Below are 18,162 nucleotides of genomic sequence, written 5' to 3'. Positions count from 1 at the left end.
GATGGTCAGTCCTTCCTCAGGAGGGCGGCGGCGTTGCCACCCCGGACGGCGTGGAAGTCGGAGTCGGACAGGCGCGCGGCGCGCAGCGCGCCGAGGGGGTCCTCGGTGCCCATGTCGAAGGGGAAGTCCGAGCCGAGCAGTACCCGGCCCGCGCCGGCCACCCGGATCAGCTCGCGCAGGGCGTGCGGGTCGTGGACGAGGGAGTCGAAGTACAGGCGCTTCAGGTAGCTGCTGGGCAGGTGCGCGCAGCCGGCGCCCGCGTCGGGGCGGGCGGACCAGGCGTGGTCGGAGCGGCCGATGTGGGTGGGCAGGTAGCCGCCGCCGTGCGCGGCGATCACCTTCAGCCCGGGGTGCCGGTCGAGGACCCCGGAGAAGATCAGGTGGGAGAGGGCGACGGCGTTCTCGGTGGGCTGGCCGACGGTGTTGGACAGGTACCACTGGTCCAGGCGCTCGTCGAGGGTGCAGCCGAAGGGATGCAGGAAGACCAGCGCGCCGGTCTCCTCGGCGCGGGCCCACAAGGGCGCGTAGGCCGGGTCGGACAGCTCGCGTCCCGGGGCGTGGCTGGAAATCTCCACCCCGGCCAGGCCCTGTTCCAAGGCGTGGTCCAGGGCGCGGACCGCCTGCTCCGGGTGCTGGAGCGGGACCAGTCCCAGTCCGCGCAGCCGTTCGGGGGCGGCCGCACAGTGCGCGGCCGTGGCCTCGTTGGCGAGTCGGTGCAGCTTCTCGGCCGTCTCCTCGTCCGCCCAGTAGTGATAGTGCGAGGGGGAAGGGCTGACCAGCTGGACGTCCACGCCCTGGGCGTCCATCACGGCCAGGCGCACGGTCGCGTCGGTCAGCCTGGGGATGCGCTCGCGCACCATGGGGCCGCTGACGGCGAGGGCGGCCAAACCGTTGCGCCGGGTGTCCAGCGCCCGGGCCTCGGCGTGTCCGGGCAGACCGGCGACGAGCGCCTCTAGCTCGGGCAGCAGGACGTGGGCGTGTACGTCGACGGTGGGCGTGTCCGCGGCAGTCACGGCAGCTCCCTGAGCATGGTCATCGTGCGGCCCATCAGGCCGGGTACGTCGGCGTCGCGCACCCCGTCGAGCTGCCACTGACCGATCTGCACGGACGCCTCCACGACCGGGCGGACACGGGCGATCCGGCGTTCGTGGTACGCCTGGAACAGGGCGTCGTCCCATGTCTCGGACCCGGTCAGCATCTGCGCCAGCACCCAGGCGTCCTCGAGGGACAGTGCGGCGCCCTGGGCGAGGGTGGGCGGGCAGCAGTGGGCGGCGTCACCGACGAGGACGACGCGGCCGCGGTGCCAGGAGCCCTCGACCAGCAGCCGGTCGAACCAGGTGTAGTTGACCTTCGCCGGGTCGGTGATGTGCGCGGTGATCTCGGGCCAGAAGCCGCCGTAGTGCCGGGTCAGGCGGCGCATCTCGTCCGCGTACGACTCGGGCGGTATTCCGGACCGGTCACGGTTGGCCTCGACGACGTACGCGTACAGGGTGGTCTCGCTGGTCGGGCAGTAGCCGGCGATGTAGGCCGGCCCGCCGTAGGCGAGGTCGGTGCGGGTCACACCGGCGGGGCGCGGGGCGGCGACGCGCCAGATGGCCATGCCGGTCGGCTCGGGCTTGTCCGTGATGCCGATCGCGGCGCGGGTGGCGGAGCCGAGGCCGTCGGCGGCGACCACCAGGTCGTAGTGGCCCTCGGTGCCGTCGCTGAAGCGTACGCAGACACCGTCCGCGTCCTGGTCCAGGATCTCGGCGGTGGTGCCCAGGCGGACCGACGCGCCGCCGGCCCGCACCGCCTCGATGAGGATCTGCTGGAGGAGCGGGCGCTGCATGCCGACGGTGGCGGGCAGGTCGTCGCCGCCGGTGCGCAGGTCGTCCTGGGTGTGCAGGACGGTGCCGTCCGGGGCGGTGATGCCGACCGAACCGAAGCCGAAACCGGACGCCTTCACCTGTTCCCAGACGCCGAGTTCGCGCAGGACGCGCAGGGCGTTGCCCTGGAGGGTGATGCCGGAGCCGGCGGTGGCGTTCCAGTCGTCCTTGGCTTCGACGAGGTCCACCGCGTACCCGGCGCGGCGCAGCAGGATCGTCACGGCATTGCCGGCCGCGCCGCCACCGACGACGAGGACCGTGCGGGATGGGTTCATGGGGAACTCCCTTGTTCCTCTGATTACTTGACGGCGATCGGGTTGACGGGGGAACCGACCGCGCCGGTGATGGGCAGGGGTGCGGCCGTGAGCCAGAACGCGTACATGCCGTCGCCCGCGCAGTCCTTGGCCAGGTCGTCCAGGTCCCACATCTCGCCGATCAGCAGGCCGATGTGCGGGATGGCGACCTGGTGCAGCGGCTGGAAGGCGTGCTCGAACTCGTTCGGGCGGACCTCGAAGCCCCAGGTGTCGGTGGCGATCGCGGCGATCTCGGTGCCGTGCAGCCAGGTGGCCGTGGTGAAGGACAGGCCGGGCGCGGGGCCGCCGGCGTAGTCGCCCCAGCCGTCGCGGCGTACCCGGGCGAGCTGGCCGGTGCGGACGAGGACGATGTCGCCGCGCTCCACCCGCACACCGTGCGCCTCTGCGGTCGCGGTCAGGTGCTCCTCGGTGATCGCGAACCCGTCCGGCAGCTCGCCGTCCTCGCCGACGACCCGGCCGACGTCCAGGAGCACCCCGCGTCCGGCGACGTGCGGGGCCATGTGCTCGATGCCGGTGACGAGGTCGCCGTCGGAGGTGACGACCTTCTCGGCCGCCCGTCCGTTCCATGCCTTGCCGTGGTCGAAGATGTGCCCGAGCCCGTCCCACTGGGTGGAGCATTGGAGCGGCATCGCGATCACGTCGTCGGCGCCGCCTATGCCGTGCGGGAAGCCCTGGAGGCCGAGCGCGGCGTCGGTACCGGTGTCCAGCATGGTGTGTACCGGGTTGGTGCGTCGGCGCCAGCCCTTCTGCGGGCCGTGCATGTCGAAGGACTGGGAGAGGGAGAAGCTGACGCCCCGCCGGACCAGTGCGGCGCCCTCGCGGCGCTTGGCGTCGTCCAGGAAGTTGAGCGTGCCGAGTACGTCGTCCTCGCCCCAGCGGTTCCAGTTGGAGCACGCCTTCGCAGTCCGGGCGATCGAGCCCTCGGGGTCCGTGCGGTCCGGTGTCATCGGGCGGCCTCCGCCACGCACCGGGTGCGCTGGGCGCCGAGCCCGGTGATGGAGGCGTCCATGACGTCACCGTCGCGCAGCAGCCGGCCCCAGTGCATGCCGTTGCCGGCGGGGGAGCCGGTGAGCACCAGGTCGCCGGGGAGCAGCCGGGCGGTCTGCGAGGCATAGGACACCAGCCGCGCCACGTCGAAGATCATGTCCTTGGTGGACTCGTCCTGCATGGTTTCGCCGTTGAGCTTGAGCACCACACGCAGGTCGTCCGGGTTGGTGATCGAGGCGACGGGCACGATCCAGGGGCCGAGCGGCGTGAAGCCCGGCGCGTTCTTGCTGCGCAGCCAGTCGGTGCCGATCTGCGGCATGTCCCGGCGGAAGACGGTGGCTCGATCGGTCAGGTCGTTGGCCATGGTGTAGCCGGCGACGTGGTCGAGGGCCTCCTCGACGGACACCCGGTGGGCCGGGCGGCCGATCACCGCAGCCAGTTCCAGCTCCCAGTCGGGCTTGTCCGCCCAGGCCGGCAGGACGACGTCGTCGTAGGGGCCGGTGATCGCGCTCGGCAGGCCGATGAAGACGTACGGCAGGTCCTCGGCGGCCCGCCGGTCCATGATCTCCGCCGCTTCGGCGCGCCGCTCCTCCTCCGACCGGTCGTCGCCCGGGGCACGGTGCGCGACATGCAGGTCGATGACGTGCTGCCGGTAGTTGGCACCCGACTGGAACACCTGGCGCGGCTCGACCGGGGCGTGCACGTCGAACTCCGCCAGCGTCCCGCGTACGGGGGTGGCGGCGCCTGCCAGTGCGGTCAGCCGCGGCAGCATCGCGTCCCAGTCGTCCAGGACCCCCCGCACGGTCAGTGCGGCGTTGCCCAGGGCGGACCGCAGGTCGATCACCTGGGCGTCGGGAGTGACGAGAGCGGGGAAGGCGAGGCCCTCGGGAGCGGAAAGGGTGGCCAGGGCGAAGGGTCCGGCGAAGAGGGCGGACGCGGCTTCAGGTTTCACGGACATGTCCTCCTGATTGCGATGGCACTAATCTGGAGGCGCCACCCGCGATCAGGGAAATCGATTCTATGGATGACAGTCATCCACGCCCTGAATTTGCGCAGGTCATCGCAGGAGAGCTAGGAAAACCGCCCCGTGAATCTCAGTCGCCTCGACCTCAACCTCGTCGTCGCCCTGCGCGCCCTGCTGGAAGAGCGCAACGTGACCCGCGCCGGGCAGCGCGTCGGGCTCAGCCAGCCGGCGATGAGTGCGGCGCTCGCCCGCCTGCGCCGGCACTTCGACGACGACCTGCTGGCCCGGGTCGGCGGCCACTACGAACTCACCGCCCTCGGGCAGGTCCTTCTCGATCGCGCGTCCACCGCCTATGACCTGCTGGAACGCCTGTTCGCCAGCCAGGCGGACTTCGACCCGGCCACGGAGAGCCGTGAGTTCAAACTCGTGGCCTCCGACTACGCCGTCGCCGTCTTCGGTGCCGAACTCGCCCGGGTCGTCCACCAGGAGGCCCCCGGCATCCGGCTGCGGTTCGCCCAGACGCCGACCACCGTGGTGGACGCGACGGACGCGCTGCTGAGCACCACCGACGGTCTGTTCATGCCGCACGGCGTCATCAGCGACTTTCCCGCCACCGACCTGTACCAGGACCGATGGGTCTTCCTCGTCGCCGACGACCATCCGAGCGTCGAGGACCGGCTGACGCGGGAGGACTTGGCCCGGCTGCCCTGGGTCACCTACCAGCGCACCTACGACGCTCCGGCCGTCCGCCAACTGGGCATGCTCGGCATCGAGCCCCGGGTGGAGGTTTCCGTGGACAGCTTTCAGCTCATGCCGCTGCTGGTCAGCGGAACCCGGCGCATCGCTCTCATCCAGGCCCGCCTTGCCCAGCTGGTCGCGCCGATCGCCGCAGTACGCGTGGTGGAGCCTCCCTACGAGGCGGTGCCGCTGAGCGAGGCGTTGTGGTGGCACCCGGTGCACACCCACGACGCGGCCCACATCTGGCTGCGGGAGACCGCCGCCCGGGTCGGCAGACGGATGGCCGACGCGCCCGGCGGATGAGCGAGGCCCGCGCCCGCGCACCCGGGACGTCATCCACGGGACTGATGGAATCCATCCGCAACGTGCATGTCGGCAGGGGTGGGCAGGACGCCGGGCAGGACGCATGCTCGGACGGGACCGTCGGTGCGTTCCCGCTCGACGTCTGCCTTCGACAGCCGGATGATCCTCGTCTCCGGGGTCGATCTCCCGTACCGCCAGCCGGAGTTTTGCCGTGCCTGTCCCCTCCGCTGTGCCCGTCGTCGGTGCCGCACACGTCCCTCACGGCTGTGAGCGGGCCCGGTCAGCGCGCGGGTACCGCCATGGTCGACCGGCGAACGACCAGTTCGGGTTGCAGCACGACGTGGCTGTGCGTGTGCCTGGTTCCTTGGGCCGTGTCCTCGACGAGCAGCCGGCCGGCCCGCCGTCCCATGGCGGATGCCGGTCGTCGTACCGAAGTGAGCGGTACCACTGCCGACGCGGCGAATTCGATGTCGTCGTAGCCCAGCACGGCGATGTCGTCCGGCACTCTCAGGCCCGCCTCGTACAGCGCCTGGAGCACGCCCAGGGCGAGCAGGTCGTTGGCGCAGAAGACCGCGGTCGGACGGTCGGGCAGGCCGAGGACACGGTGCCCGGCGTCCCGCCCGGCGTCCACGGTCAGGCCGGCGCAGGGCAGTTCCCGCAGGGCGCTCGCCGCGACCCCCGCCTCACCGAGGGCGCCGAGTGCCCCCGCGCGGCGGTCCCTGACCTGCTGGAGGCGGTCGGGGCCGCTGACGTAGACGAGGGAGCGGTGTCCGCGCTCGAGGAGGTGGCGGATGGCCGCGTGGCCTCCCGCCAGGTCGTCGATCCCGACGGAGCAGGTGCCGGGCTGCGGGGCGTTCTGGTCCGCCATGACATAGGGGACGGCGTTGCGGCGGAAGGCCGCCGCGGTGCGTCCGGCGCCCTCCCCGGACGTCAGCACCGCGCCGCGGACCTGGTGCGAGGTGATCAGCGACAGGTGCCGTGCCGCCTCGGCGGGCCGGTGGGCGCCGGTGCACACCATGATGCCCAGGTCCGCCTCCCGCGCTGCCTCCTCCACGCCGGAGGCCAGCGCGGTGAAGAACGGATTGGCGAGGTCGTGGATCAGGACGGCCAGCACACGCGAGGCCCAGCCGCGCAACGGGCGGGCGCCTTCCGCGCGTACGTATCCCAGCGAGTCGATCACCTGGAGGACGCGCGACCGGGTGGACTCGGCCACGATCTCCGGACGGTTGAGGACATTGGAGACGGTGCCCAGAGACACACCTGCCTCGCGGGCCACGTCCTTGATGCCGACGCGGCGGATCCGGTCCCGGCCGGCATTCGGCTCGCAGGCAAGGAGTTCCTGTGCGCCGGGTACGGCGGCGGCGCCGGGCGTCCGTGGGTCCATGGCCTAACGGGTCCGCGGTCCGGCCGTGCTGCTTCGTACGACGAGCCGTGGGGTCATCGCGGTCCGCATGGCCCTGTCCCGCCGGCCTTCCACGCGTTCGATGAGCATGCGGGCGGCGGTGGCGCCCATGGTGTGCCCGGCCTGGTCGACGCTGGTCAGCTGGACGGGGGCGAGCGCGGCGAGAGCGGTGTTGTTGTAGCCGACGAGAGACAGGTCGTCCGGGATGCGCAGGCCCAGTTCATGGGCGGCGCGGTAGATGCCCAGGGCGGCGACGTCGGCACCGGTCATGACCGCGGTCGGGGGGCGTTCGGCGGTCAGCAGGGTCATGCCGGCCTTGAAGCCGCCCTCGTCGGAGTAGGCGGCGTGGTGGACACACGTGTGCCCGGCGAGACCGTGGCGTTCCATGGCGGCGAGGTAGCCCTCGGTCAGCACCGTCTCGGGAGCGCGTTTCCAGCGGCTGGCCTTGGTGCCCTGGGCGGAGACCAGGGCGATGTCGCGGTGGCCGAGCGCCACGAGGTGGTCCACGACCAGCCCGGCGCCGATGTCGTCGGCGTCCACGACGGAGTCGTGCGTGTCGGCGGTGTCGTGATGGCCGATGACCACGGTGGGTGTCGATGCCGCGGTGGCGAGCACCTCGTCGCGGGCGGTTCCCGGCGCGATGAGGATCAGCCCGTCCATCTGACGGTCCACCAGGGAACGAACTGTCTTGGCCTGTTCCTCCGGATCGAAACCGGCGGCGCCGATGAGCACGGTGTACTCGCTGTCGCGGAGTTCGTCGCGGATGCCGTCGAGGATGTCCGCGAAGAACGCGTTGCGGACGTTGTCGAGCAGCACACCGATCGTGTACGTCCGGCCCCGCAAGCCGCGGGCCGCAGCGTGCGGACGGTAGCCCAGCTCGGCGATCGCCGCCTGGACCTTCTCCCGCATCGCCGGGCTCACACCGTAGGCGTTGCGCAACACCTTGGAGACGGCGGCGACGGACACACCGGCATGACGTGCGACATCGGTGATGGTCACGCGTTTGCTGCGTCGAGGCTCCACGGCCCGGTCCATCGTCCACACTCCGGTTTTCGTAGGCGTAGGTGTAACGGTCTACACGCTCACCCCGGGGTGACGTCAAGTCGTCGACCGCATCACGGTGTCATTACAGCGCCGTGTCTTGACGGCGAGAGGAGAGGCGTGCAGGGTGTTGCTCGATCGAGGTAGAGAACGTTCTACATAACGGCTTGCTGCGGCGCACTCTCTGTCTGTCGCGTCGTCCGCCCTTCGCCCGGAGCCGCGCACTCGCCCCGGAGCCCTTCGTCAGCCCCTTCTCCATACAGCCCTCCTGGAGCTCTCCGTGTCCCCTCGCATGTCCCGTCCACGCCGCGTACGCCTGAGCCTGCTGACGTCTGGCACCGTCTCGCTGGCCCTCCTCGCCACCGCCTGCGGGGGCAGCGGCGGCGGCACCTCGGCCGCGCCCGAGGAGTTCAGCTACCTGAGCGTCACCGAGAACACGACCGTCAAGACCGCCCTGACCACGCTGTCCACCGGGGCGTGCAAGAGCGCGGACGACGCGCTGCCGCTGAAGGTGGAGACCGTGCCGCAGGCGAGCCTGGACCAGAAGCTGCAACTCCTAGCCGGCCAGAACGCCCTGCCCGTCCAGTTCGCGGCGGGCAACGCCCCGGCCCTCACCCAGCAGCTGGCGAAGTCGGACAAGGTGGCCGACCTGGAGGCGAAGCTGAAGGGGCTGGGCGTCTACGACCAGCTGGAGCCGGCCGCCGTCTCGACGATCAAGGCGCTGTACGGCGGCAAGCTGGAGGTGCTGCCGTACGAGTACAACATCGAGGGCATCTTCTACAACAGGAAGCTGTTCCAGGAGAGCGGCCTGAAGGTGCCCGGCACCTGGGACGAGCTGGTGGCGGCTGCGGCCAAGCTCCGGACCAAGGGCGTTCAGCCGTTCTCCGCCTCCGGCCAGCAGGGCTGGCCACTGACCCGGCTGATCAGCGGCTACCTCTACCGCAGCCTCGGGCCGGACGCGCTGCAGAAGGTGGCCGACGGCACGGCGAAGCTGACCGACCCGCAGTACGTGAAGGCCGCCGAGGAGGTCGCCGCGCTCGGCAAGAAGGGCTACTTCGGCAAGGGCGTCGGCTCCATCGACTACGACACCGCGATGAACCAGTTCCTCACCGGCAAGGCCGCCATGTTCTACATGGGCAGCTGGGCGCTGGCGAACATCGCCGACGCGAAGCAGAACAAGGTGGGTGCCGAGAACGTCGGCTTCATGCCGTTCCCGGCGGTGGCCGACGGCAAGGGGGCGATCGACCAGTACCCCTCCAACGTCGGCCTCGGCATCACCCTCGGCGCCAAGTCCTTCGACAAGAAGACGGGTGACTGGGTCACCTGCATCGCGAAGAACTACGGCAGCACGGCCCTGAAGGACCACGGCTCCATCTCCGGCTTCAAGGTCAACACCGAGGTGAAGGACGCCAACGCGGTCACCACCCAGGTCCGCGACACCATCAGCACCTCGAAGCGGAACGTGCTGTGGTTCGAGGCCCTGTTCAGCACCAAGGCCACCACCGTCAGCCAGACCAACGCGGCGAGCCTGGTCAACGGCGGCATGAGCCCGCAGCAGTTCATGCAGACCGTCCAGGACGCGCTGGCCGCCCAGTAGCCGGGCCGGGGGCGGTCCGCTCGGCCCTCCTGACACGTGCCGTGCGTTCCGCCCCCTGCCCTTCAACGGAAAGTGGACCCCTTCCCATGCACCGCGTACTCGGTGACCGCAGGGCCGTGCTGCTCCTGCTCGGTCCCGCGCTCCTCGTCTACTCCCTGATCATGCTCGTCCCGATGGTGTGGTCGCTCGGCTACTCCTTCGCCAAGGGCAACACCATCGACGGCTTCACCGGCAACGGCGTCGCCAACTTCTCCCGCCTGCTGGACGATCCGGCCGTCCACGACGCCCTGTGGTTCACCCTCAAGTACGCCGTCGTGGTCACCACCGGGCAGGTGGCCGCCGGCTATCTGCTGGCGCTGCTGTACGTGTTCTTCCTCAAGCGGGCCTCGGCGCTGATCCGCACGCTGGTGTTCTTCCCCGTGGTGCTGCCGACCGTCGCCGTGGGCCTGCTCTTCCAGAAGCTCTTCCAGGTCGCGCCGCAGACCGGACCGGTCAACTCCCTGCTCAACGCCGTCGGTCTGGACTCGATCGACTTCTTCGGCAGCGCGGGCAGCGCCTTCTGGGTCCTGATCGTCATGGACATCTGGCGTTCCATGGGCTTCTACGCCGTGCTGCTCTTCGCTGGCCTGGTCGACATCCCCGACGAGGTCCTGGAGTCCGCCCGCCTCGACGGGGCGACAGGGCTCAGGCTGGTCCGGCACATCGTGCTGCCCCTGTCCCTGCCCGTGCTGATGTCCTCGCTGATCTTCAGTATCAACGGCACGCTGAAGGCCTTCGACTCGATCGTCGCGCTGACCAACGGCGGTCCCGGCAACGGCACGACCCCGCTGACCCTGTACATGTTCCAGACGTCGTTCACCTACAGCGACTACGGCTACGGCAGCACCGTCGCCCTGCTGCTCACCGTCGTCTGCCTGCTGGTGAGCCTGGTCGTCTACCGCGTCTCGCGGCGCGACCTCACGGAGGGCTGATCCCCATGGCCACCATGGACACCGTTGCGAAGAGCCCCATGAGGGACACGAGCACCCCGCCGGCGAGGGCCCCGCGCGCCCGCAGCGGCCGGCTCTGGGTGAAGGTCGTCGTCGCGCTGCTGCTGGTCGTCGAGATCTACCCGCTGGTCTGGATGCTCCTGACCTCGTTGAAATCCAACGACGACTACTTGAACAACTCCACCTGGAGTCTGCCCACCACCTGGGAGTGGGGCAACTACAGCGAGGCGTGGACCACCGGGCACATCGGCCTGTACGTCCAGAACAGTCTGCTCGCCGTCCTCCCGGCGCTCGCGCTGATGCTGCTGCTGGGAACCGCCGCCGGCTTCGCCCTGCAGATCATGGTGTGGAAGGGCCGCAGCCTGACCCTGCTGGTCTTCCTCGCCGGCATGATGGTCCCGCCCCAGATGATCCTCCTGCCGTTGTTCACCGTGTACTTCCAGACCGGCCTGTCCGGCACCCTGTGGCCGCTGGTCCTGACCTACACCGGCACCGGCCTGCCCCTGACGGTGTTCATGATGGCCACCTACTACCGCAGCGTCCCGCGGGAGCTGTTCGAGGCGGCCACCATCGACGGTGCCGGCATCCTGCGCGCCTTCTGGACCATCAGCGTGCCCATGGTGCGCAACGCGCTCCTGACCGTGGGCCTGGTGCAGTTCTTCTTCATCTGGAACGACCTGCTCATCGCGCTGACCTTCACCAACGACCAGGACCTGCGCACCATCCAGGTCGGTCTGCTCAACTTCACCGGCGACTTCGGCGCCACCCAGTACGGCCCGCTGTTCGCCGCGATCTGCATCAACGTCTTCGGCACCCTCCTGATCTACCTGTTCCTCAACCAGAAGGTCATGAAGGGCCTCACCTCGGGGGCGGTCAAGGGCTGAGCGCACGTCCTCCTCGCCCCGCACACGCGACACGAAAGGTTCCCCTTGCTGTCCCCTCAGCCTTCCCCGGTGTCCTTCGAACACCTCTCGGACGGCCTCGGCATCGGCGTCCACGCCCCCCGCCTCACCTGGACACTCCCTCCTGGTACCGGCCGTCAGGAGGCGTACGAGCTGGAACTCGACCGCTCCGGCAGCCCGCACCGCACCGGCCGCGTCGACAGCGCCGCGCAGGTCCTCGTGCCGTGGCCCGGCGAGCCGCTGAACTCCCGTGAGCGCGTCACCGTCCGGGTCCGTGTCTGGGCCGCGGGCGTCGCGGAGCCGTCCGGCTGGAGCGAGCCGAGCACCGTCGAGGCCGGGCTGCTGGACCCCGCGGACTGGGCGGCGGTTCCCGTCGGCGCCGGCTGGGACGAGGACCCACACGCCGACCGCCGCCCGGCCCGTGTCCGCAAGGACTTCCGCCTCGACCGCCCGGTGGCCCGCGCCCGCCTGTACGTCACCGCGCACGGCCTGCACGAGGTCGAGATCAACGGCCGCCGCGTCGGCGACGAGATCCTCGCCCCCGGCTGGACGGTCTACCCGCACCGCCTGCGCTACCGCACCCACGACGTCACCGACCACCTCACCGAGGGCGCCAACACCATCGGTGCCTGGCTCGGCGACGGCTGGTACCGCGGCCGCTACGGCTTCGACGGGGGCACCCGCAACATCTACGGCACCGACCAGTGCCTCATCGCGCAACTCGAAGTGACGTACGACGACGGCACCACGCGCGTCATCGCCACCGACCGCACCTGGACAGCAGCCCCAGGCCCCATTCTGAGCAGCGGCCTGTACGAGGGAGAGACATTCGACGCCCGCCTGCACGACCTCGGCTGGGCCACACCGCGCACGTCCGACGCGCCATGGCCCCCCGTCCACGTCCACAACCGCGACCCCCACACCCTCGTCGCCCCCCAGGGCCCGCCGGTGCGCTGCACGGCGGAGGTCGCCCCGGTCACGATCACCCGCAAGGACGACGGCGGGTATGTGATCGACTTCGGCCAGAACCTCGTCGGCCGGCTCCGCGTCACCGCCGACGGCCCCGCCGGCACCGAGGTGACGCTGCGGCACGCGGAAGTGCTCCAGAACGGCGAACTCGCCACCCGCCCGCTTCGCGAAGCCACCTCCACAGACGTGCTCACCCTCGCCGGCAACGGCCCCCTGACCTGGGAGCCTCGGTTCACTCTGCACGGCTTTCGCTACGCCGAGATCAGCGGCTGGCCGGGCGAGTTGCCGCCGGACGCGGTGACCGCCCGGGTGTACCACACGGACATGCGCCGCACGGGCTGGTTCGAATGCAGTGACTCGCTGGTCAACCGGCTACACGAGAACGTCGTGTGGAGCATGCGCGGCAACTTCGTCGACATCCCCACCGACTGTCCCCAGCGCGACGAACGCCTCGGCTGGACCGGCGACATCCAGGTGTTCGCTCCGACCGCGAGCTTCCTGTACGACTGCGCCGGCATGCTCGACTCCTGGCTGACGGACGTCGGCCTGGAGCAGCTCCCCGACGGCACCGTCCCCTGGTACGTCCCCGTCATCCCCGGCGAGCCCATGTGGACCCCCATCCGGCCGGGCGCCGCCTGGGGAGACGTCGCCACCCTCACCCCGTGGACGCTCTACCGGCGCTTCGGCGACGTGGAGATTCTGCGCCGCCACTACCCGACGGCCAGACGATGGGTGGACCTCGTCGAACGACTCGCCGGCCCCGGCCGGCTCTGGGACACGGGATTCCAGTTGGGCGACTGGCTCGACCCCGCCGCCCCGCCCGACGACCCCGCGGCCGGCCGCACCGACCGCTACCTCGTGGCCACCGCCTACTTCGCGCACTCGTCCCGGCACCTCGCCCTGGCCGCGGACCTGCTGGGGAAGAATGAGGACGCCGAGCGGTACGCACACCTCGCCGACGAGGTGACGGCAGCCTTCCGTCGGCGCTACGTGAGTTCCACCGGCCGCATGACGAGCGACAGCCCCACCGCCTACGCACTCGCCATCGCCTTCGGCCTCCTCACCGAGGAGCAGCTCCGTGCGGCGGGCGACCGGCTCGCCGAACTGGTCCTCGCCGACGAGGCCCGTATCGCCACCGGCTTCGTCGGGACCCCGCTGATCTGCGACGCCCTCACGCAAACCGGGCACCTCGACGTCGCCTACCGCCTGCTCACCCAGACCGAGTGCCCCTCCTGGCTCTACACGGTCAAGCAGGGGGCGACCACCATCTGGGAACGCTGGGACAGCCTCCGCCCGGACGGGACGTTGAACCCGGGCGGCATGACGTCCTTCAACCACTACGCCCTGGGGGCCGTCGCCGACTGGCTGCACCGCGTCGTCGGGGGCATCGCCGAGGCCGCCCCCGGCTACCGGCAGATCCTCTTCCAGCCCCGTCCCGGTGGCGGCATCACATGGGCGCGGACCCGGCACGAGACACCGTACGGAACGACGGAGCTGTCATGGGAACTGGCCGACGCGGGCCGGATGCGAGCCCGTGCGGTCGTACCCGAAGGGTGTTCCGGCGTCGTCCGGCTCCCGCAATGTCCACCTGTAGCAGTGGGGCCGGGAGTACATGAACTCGACTCCTGGGAACTCATGGCCATGGCCACATCGGCATAACTTTACCCGTGCGTTTCGGGCGGCCCGGTCGGCATCTCGGATGCCTGCCGGGCTGTTCCCTTTCAGGGCGCGTGCGACCGCATCCATTCGTCGCTTCGATACTCTTCATCGATATGACTGATGACGACGGAAGAGTGTTCGCGGGATTGAATTGAAATTCAACACTGGGTTTCAATTTGACGGCGAATGTTGCCAGGTCAGGAGCATTTTTATGCTGTCACTGCTGAGGGGGTTGACCCGAAGAGGTGCGGCCCCTAGCTTTCGGTTCAACAAGTGGAAGAGGTGTGGAAAGCCTTTCTCTTTCACTGGCGTCGACTGTCCTGGGACGGCAGTGCATGGCTGGTAAGGCCAGGAATCCGATGCATTTACGCCCCCAGAACCGGGCCGGTCGTGTGCCCGACTCCTCGCCCGACCCCTTTGCAAGCGTCCGTAGCAAGGTCCCCTTCCCCCTTTTTTTCGGAGAGCCGCCGTGAAGAGAAGAGCCTTCCTGTCCGCCGCCACCCTCACCGCCCTGACCTTGAGCATGGCCCCCGCGGTGACCAGGGCGGCAGCTGCCACCACTGCACCGCAGGACCAAGCCGACGCGATGCTCGCCCGTATGACGGCGGCCGAGAAGGAGGCGCTCGTCCGGTGCGACTTCGCTGCCGTCGCTCACCTCGGCATCCCGGCACTGACGATGGTGGACGCTTCCGCCGGCCTGCGCGGTGAACAAGGTGTGACCGCCTTCCCCGTGCCCCTCGCCCAGGCGGCGACATTCGACGAGGAGCTCGCTGGCCGGATCGGCACCGCGATCGGCGCCGAGGGCCGGGCCAAGGGCTACAACAACCTCCTCGGTCCCACCGTCGACCTCGCCCGGACCTGGCACTCCGGACGGCAGGCCGAAGGCATGGGGGAGGACCCACTGCTCGCGGGCCGGATAGGCGCTGCCCTCACCACCGGCATCCAGAGCCAGAACGTCGCGGCCACCGTCAAGCACTTCGCCGCCTACACCCAGGAGACGAACCGCTTCTTCACCGACACCAAGGTCTCCGACCGCGCCCTTCACGAAATCCACGAAGCGCCGTTCCGACGTGTGGTCACCGCCGCTCCGGCCACCTCGGTGATGATGGCCTACCCGAAGGTCAACGGAACCTTCGCGACCCAGAGCCCCAGCCTCTTCGACGACCTGAAGAAGAGCATCGGACTTCAGGGCTACACGGTGCCGGACTTCTGGGCGGGAGACGACCAGGTCGCCGCCGCACGTGCCGGCATGGACCTCGCAGGACTCGGCCCCTCCGCGGTCAAGATTCGCGCCGGCGCGCTCACGGGCGGCACCGTACCGAGCAGCCGACTGGACGACGCGGCCCGCCGCATCCTCGTCACGATGTATGCCAACGGCCTTTTCGACCACCCCCTGCCCACGCCCGCGTCCGACGTCAGCACGCGGGCGCATCAGGACCTCGCCCATGAGGCCGCCGTCGCCTCCCTGGTGCTCCTCGCCAACCGCTCCGCGGCACTGCCCCTTCCGGCCGGACTCAAGTCCCTCGCCGTCATCGGACCGGCCGGCACGGACGCCGTCACCGGTGTCGCCGGCTCCAGCTATGTGGACCCCGGAACCTGGGCGACGCCGCTGGACGCCATCCGCGCACGGGCCGGCAGCGGAGTAGAAGTCACGCACGCACAGGGCACCAAGGGAGACGTACCCCTGACCACGGTCCCCTCCGCCGTGCTGCGCACCAGCTCCGGCACCACCGGACTGACCGGCGCCTACTACTCCGGTGCCGACGCCTCCGGCACACCCCTCATCACCCGAACCGACACCACCGTCGACTTCACCTCCGCCCCGGTGGACGGACTGCCGCACGTATGGTCGGCGAAGTGGAGCGGCACGCTGGTACCGACCACCACCGGTCTGCACCGCTTCTCCCTGCTGCCCGCCGGAACCGCCACCCTGAAGATCGACGGCACCACGGTCGTCTCCGGAAGCCGGCACAGCCGCCGCTTCTTCCTCGGCCCCTACGACTACCCCCTCCAGGGGACGGCCCGGCTGACCGCCGGACGGGCCGTCACCATCGAGCTGACCTACACCAACGCCACCACCGACGCCGGTACCTGCGGTCTCACCCTCGGGTGGCAGCCCGACTCCCTCATCCCCGCCGCCGTGGACGCCGCGCGCGCCGCCGACGCCGCCATCGTCTTCGTCAACCGGATCGCCGGTGAGGACATGGACCATGACGCGCTCGGTCTGCCCGGCGACCAGGACCAGCTCATCACCGCCGTGGCCGCGGCCAACCCGCGCACCGTGGTGGTCCTCAACACCGACGGTCCCGTGTCCATGCCCTGGCTGGGCGACGTCGAAGCCGTGCTCCAGGCGTGGTACGGCGGACGTGGCATGGGCACCGCGCTCGCGGCGGCCCTCTTCGGGGACAGCGATCCCTCGGGTCGCCTGCCCCTCACCTTCCCCGCCGACGCGACTCAGGGCCCTGGCACCACACCGGCGACCTACCCCGGCAACAACGGCGCCGTCTCCTTCGACGAGGGCATCGCCATCGGCTACCGCTACTACGACAGCAAGGGCCAGCAGCCGCGCTTCCCCTTCGGCCACGGCCTGTCCTACGCCACCTTCGCCCACGGCTCCCTCGAGGCCACCTACCGCAAGAGCGCCAAGACCGTGACGCTGAGCGTGACCGTCACCAACACCGGTACACGCAAAGGCACGGAAGTCGTGCAGGTGTACGCCGCCCTGCCGGGCGCCGCCGCTGCCGAGCCGCACCGGCTCGTGGCCTTTCGCAAGGTCACGCTCGCCCCCGCGGCCAGCCAGCGGCTGACGATCACCATCCTCGTCCAGGACCTGACCGTCTGGAACGCGGGCGCCTGGACCCTCACGGCCGGCACCTACACCTTCGCCACAGCGCACAGTTCACGCGATCTGACGGCGCAGCGGGCCGTGTCCATCAGCTGACACCACCGCAGCCGCGCGTCACGCCCTTCGCCTGCCCCGGCATGGCGTGACGCGCCGCGGTCAGTTCCACCATGCCGGACACAGCACCCCCTCACCTACCGCACGGAGTTGACTCGTGCCCCGCACATCCCGATCCCTCCATGCCGCCGCGCGTCTCGCGCTGGCCGCGACACTGCTGAGCAGCTGCTCCCTCATGAGCGGCGGCACAACGGATGCCCAGGTGTCCGTCATGGCCAACCTGACCGACAAGGCGTCGATGGGTGCCGTCGTCGCCGCCTTCCGCCGGGCACACCCGGACATACGTGTCACGGTGAGTTACGCCGACACCGACACCCTGCAGAAGGATCTGCCAGACCAGCTGCGGGCGGGCAAGGCGCCGGACGTTTTCACCGTCTGGCCCGGTAACGGCAACCCCGCCTCGGTCGTCGCCCTGGAGCGGGACCGCCTCCTGGACGTACTCACCCTTCGGCCGTTCGTCCGCCGCGTACCCGACAGCATCCGACCGGTCACCGACACGGACGTCGGCACCTACTTGGTCCCCGTCAGCTTCAGCGCCATCGGGGCGATCTACTCCTCGGAAACACTCGAAGCGATCGGCGGAACCCGTCCCCGCACCTACAGCGGCCTGCTTGCCCTGTGCGACGCCGCCCGCCGACACGGGAAGGTGCTCTTCGCACTCGGCAACGCATCCTCCTGGGTGACACAACTCGTCAACTACGCGCTCGTCGCCACAACGGTGTACGCCCACGACCCCGACTTCGACACGCAGATGGAATACGGCAAGAGAACCTTCACGCGGTCCGGTTGGCGCCAGGCCATGACCGAGTATCTGGACATGCGGGAACGGGGCTGCTTCAGTACGGAGCCGCTCAGCACGACGTATCAGGAGGCTCTCGACCAAGTGGCCGAGGGAAAGGCCGTGGGGACGGTCCAAGTGGCAGGAGCGCTGGCCGCATTGCGCTCGGCCGCCCCTGGCATGCACTTTCGGATGGCGGCGCTGCCTGCCACGGACCAGCCCGACGAGACGCGCATCCCAGGGGCCGTCTCTGCCGCCTACGGGCTGAACGCGCACAGCCGTCACCGCCGTGCGGCACGGGCCTTCATCGACTTCCTGGGGTCGGAGCAAGGCCAGAACCTCTACAACCGAGCGGGAGGGACGCTGCCGGCGCTGCCCAACAGTTCCTTTGCCGCAGACCCCGCCGTCGAAGAGGTGGTGCAGCGGCAGAAGGATGGGACGACGGTACCTTTCATGGACCAGAGATGGCCCAACTCGGCAGTGCAGCAGACGCACTTCTCCCAGGTGCGGGCTCTCTTCGCGGGGACCACGGACATCGCCCACGCGCTCGCGGCCATGGACGACGCATACCAGCGGGGGCGGGACAGGAATACGGCGGCCGGCTAGTGTCCTGAGTCGTTAGTTCGCTTGCGGTTGTAGGGTGTGGTGATGCCTGGTCCGAAGCCGCTGCTGCTGGAGTTGTCCGATCACGAACG

The 18,162-nt window shown here is 69.9% G+C and carries 13 protein-coding genes; 7 read left to right on the top strand and 6 right to left on the bottom strand.

All coding sequences use genetic code 11. From position 1 onward, the window contains the following. Nucleotides 1–5: 5 nt before the first annotated feature. Genes ACH41F_RS14100 through ACH41F_RS14085 form a run of 4 tightly spaced genes read right to left on the bottom strand, consistent with a single transcriptional unit; the run spans nucleotide 6 to nucleotide 4,124 of the window. The gene (locus tag ACH41F_RS14100) at nucleotides 6–1,013 is read right to left on the bottom strand and encodes an amidohydrolase family protein (RefSeq protein WP_398835410.1); all 1,008 of its coding nucleotides are present in this window, start codon (nucleotides 1,011–1,013) and stop codon (nucleotides 6–8) included. Next, entirely contained in the window at nucleotides 1,010–2,140 is a 1,131-nt protein-coding gene (locus tag ACH41F_RS14095) for an FAD-dependent oxidoreductase (protein WP_398835407.1), read from the bottom strand. The genes ACH41F_RS14100 and ACH41F_RS14095 overlap by 4 nt, the downstream gene beginning before the upstream one ends. A gap of 23 nt (nucleotides 2,141–2,163) precedes the next feature. Continuing rightward, the gene (locus tag ACH41F_RS14090; RefSeq protein WP_391231302.1) at nucleotides 2,164–3,126 is read right to left on the bottom strand and encodes a cyclase family protein; all 963 of its coding nucleotides are present in this window, start codon (nucleotides 3,124–3,126) and stop codon (nucleotides 2,164–2,166) included. Further along, a complete protein-coding gene (locus ACH41F_RS14085) occupies nucleotides 3,123–4,124 on the bottom strand; it encodes a fumarylacetoacetate hydrolase family protein (RefSeq protein WP_391231303.1) in 1,002 nt (333 codons plus the stop codon). The genes ACH41F_RS14090 and ACH41F_RS14085 overlap by 4 nt, the downstream gene beginning before the upstream one ends. Nucleotides 4,125–4,253: 129 nt before the next feature. On the opposite strand from ACH41F_RS14085, the gene ACH41F_RS14080 reads away from it, so the two are divergent. Next, on the top strand, nucleotides 4,254–5,171 hold the full coding sequence (locus tag ACH41F_RS14080; RefSeq protein WP_398835404.1) for a LysR family transcriptional regulator: 918 nt from the start codon (nucleotides 4,254–4,256) through the stop codon (nucleotides 5,169–5,171). A gap of 280 nt (nucleotides 5,172–5,451) precedes the next feature. Here ACH41F_RS14080 and ACH41F_RS14075 read toward each other — a convergent pair whose 3' ends face one another. Together ACH41F_RS14075 and ACH41F_RS14070 are read right to left on the bottom strand one after the other, a co-directional pair. Further along, a complete protein-coding gene (locus ACH41F_RS14075; protein ID WP_398835402.1) occupies nucleotides 5,452–6,555 on the bottom strand; it encodes a LacI family DNA-binding transcriptional regulator in 1,104 nt (367 codons plus the stop codon). Nucleotides 6,556–6,558: 3 nt separating this feature from the next. Beyond that, nucleotides 6,559–7,572 carry a substrate-binding domain-containing protein gene (locus ACH41F_RS14070; protein WP_391231309.1) on the bottom strand — a complete coding sequence of 338 codons (1,014 nt, stop codon included), beginning with the start codon at nucleotides 7,570–7,572 and terminating at the stop codon, nucleotides 6,559–6,561. 322 nt (nucleotides 7,573–7,894) lie between these two features. Here ACH41F_RS14070 and ACH41F_RS14065 point away from each other — a divergent pair, with 322 nt between their 5' ends. From ACH41F_RS14065 to ACH41F_RS14040, 6 genes are all read left to right on the top strand, one after another. Beyond that, the gene (locus tag ACH41F_RS14065; protein WP_391231311.1) at nucleotides 7,895–9,211 is read left to right on the top strand and encodes an extracellular solute-binding protein; all 1,317 of its coding nucleotides are present in this window, start codon (nucleotides 7,895–7,897) and stop codon (nucleotides 9,209–9,211) included. An 86-nt stretch (nucleotides 9,212–9,297) separates the two neighbouring features. Then, complete coding sequence (locus ACH41F_RS14060; protein ID WP_391231313.1) at nucleotides 9,298–10,182, top strand: ABC transporter permease subunit; 885 nt, start codon at nucleotides 9,298–9,300, stop codon at nucleotides 10,180–10,182. 38 nt (nucleotides 10,183–10,220) lie between these two features. After that, complete coding sequence (locus ACH41F_RS14055; RefSeq protein ID WP_391231315.1) at nucleotides 10,221–11,084, top strand: ABC transporter permease subunit; 864 nt, start codon at nucleotides 10,221–10,223, stop codon at nucleotides 11,082–11,084. A gap of 69 nt (nucleotides 11,085–11,153) precedes the next feature. Beyond that, nucleotides 11,154–13,730 carry a family 78 glycoside hydrolase catalytic domain gene (locus ACH41F_RS14050; protein WP_391231317.1) on the top strand — a complete coding sequence of 859 codons (2,577 nt, stop codon included), beginning with the start codon at nucleotides 11,154–11,156 and terminating at the stop codon, nucleotides 13,728–13,730. Nucleotides 13,731–14,199: 469 nt separating this feature from the next. Then, complete coding sequence (locus tag ACH41F_RS14045; protein ID WP_398835398.1) at nucleotides 14,200–16,671, top strand: glycoside hydrolase family 3 protein; 2,472 nt, start codon at nucleotides 14,200–14,202, stop codon at nucleotides 16,669–16,671. Between the two features lie 229 nt (nucleotides 16,672–16,900). Next, on the top strand, nucleotides 16,901–18,073 hold the full coding sequence (locus tag ACH41F_RS14040) for an extracellular solute-binding protein (RefSeq protein WP_398835396.1): 1,173 nt from the start codon (nucleotides 16,901–16,903) through the stop codon (nucleotides 18,071–18,073). Nucleotides 18,074–18,162 lie beyond the last annotated feature (89 nt).

The sequence above is a fragment of the Streptomyces sp. NPDC020489 genome, assembly GCF_044386545.1.
Classification (GTDB): Bacteria; Actinomycetota; Actinomycetes; order Streptomycetales; family Streptomycetaceae; genus Streptomyces.
This window is presented reverse-complemented; position numbering and strand designations above follow the sequence as displayed.

Bases quoted from the DNA above. Each gene is read 5' to 3' on its own strand.
- ACH41F_RS14095 (WP_398835407.1), bottom strand. From the start codon at position 2,140: ATGAACCCATCCCGCACGGTCCTCGTCGTCGGTGGCGGCGCGGCCGGC.
- ACH41F_RS14090 (WP_391231302.1), bottom strand. From the start codon at position 3,126: ATGACACCGGACCGCACGGACCCCGAGGGCTCGATCGCCCGGACTGCG.
- ACH41F_RS14085 (WP_391231303.1), bottom strand. From the start codon at position 4,124: ATGTCCGTGAAACCTGAAGCCGCGTCCGCCCTCTTCGCCGGACCCTTC.
- ACH41F_RS14075 (WP_398835402.1), bottom strand. From the start codon at position 6,555: ATGGACCCACGGACGCCCGGCGCCGCCGCCGTACCCGGCGCACAGGAA.
- ACH41F_RS14060 (WP_391231313.1), top strand. From the start codon at position 9,298: ATGCACCGCGTACTCGGTGACCGCAGGGCCGTGCTGCTCCTGCTCGGT.
- ACH41F_RS14055 (WP_391231315.1), top strand. From the start codon at position 10,221: ATGAGGGACACGAGCACCCCGCCGGCGAGGGCCCCGCGCGCCCGCAGC.
- ACH41F_RS14040 (WP_398835396.1), top strand. From the start codon at position 16,901: ATGGCCAACCTGACCGACAAGGCGTCGATGGGTGCCGTCGTCGCCGCC.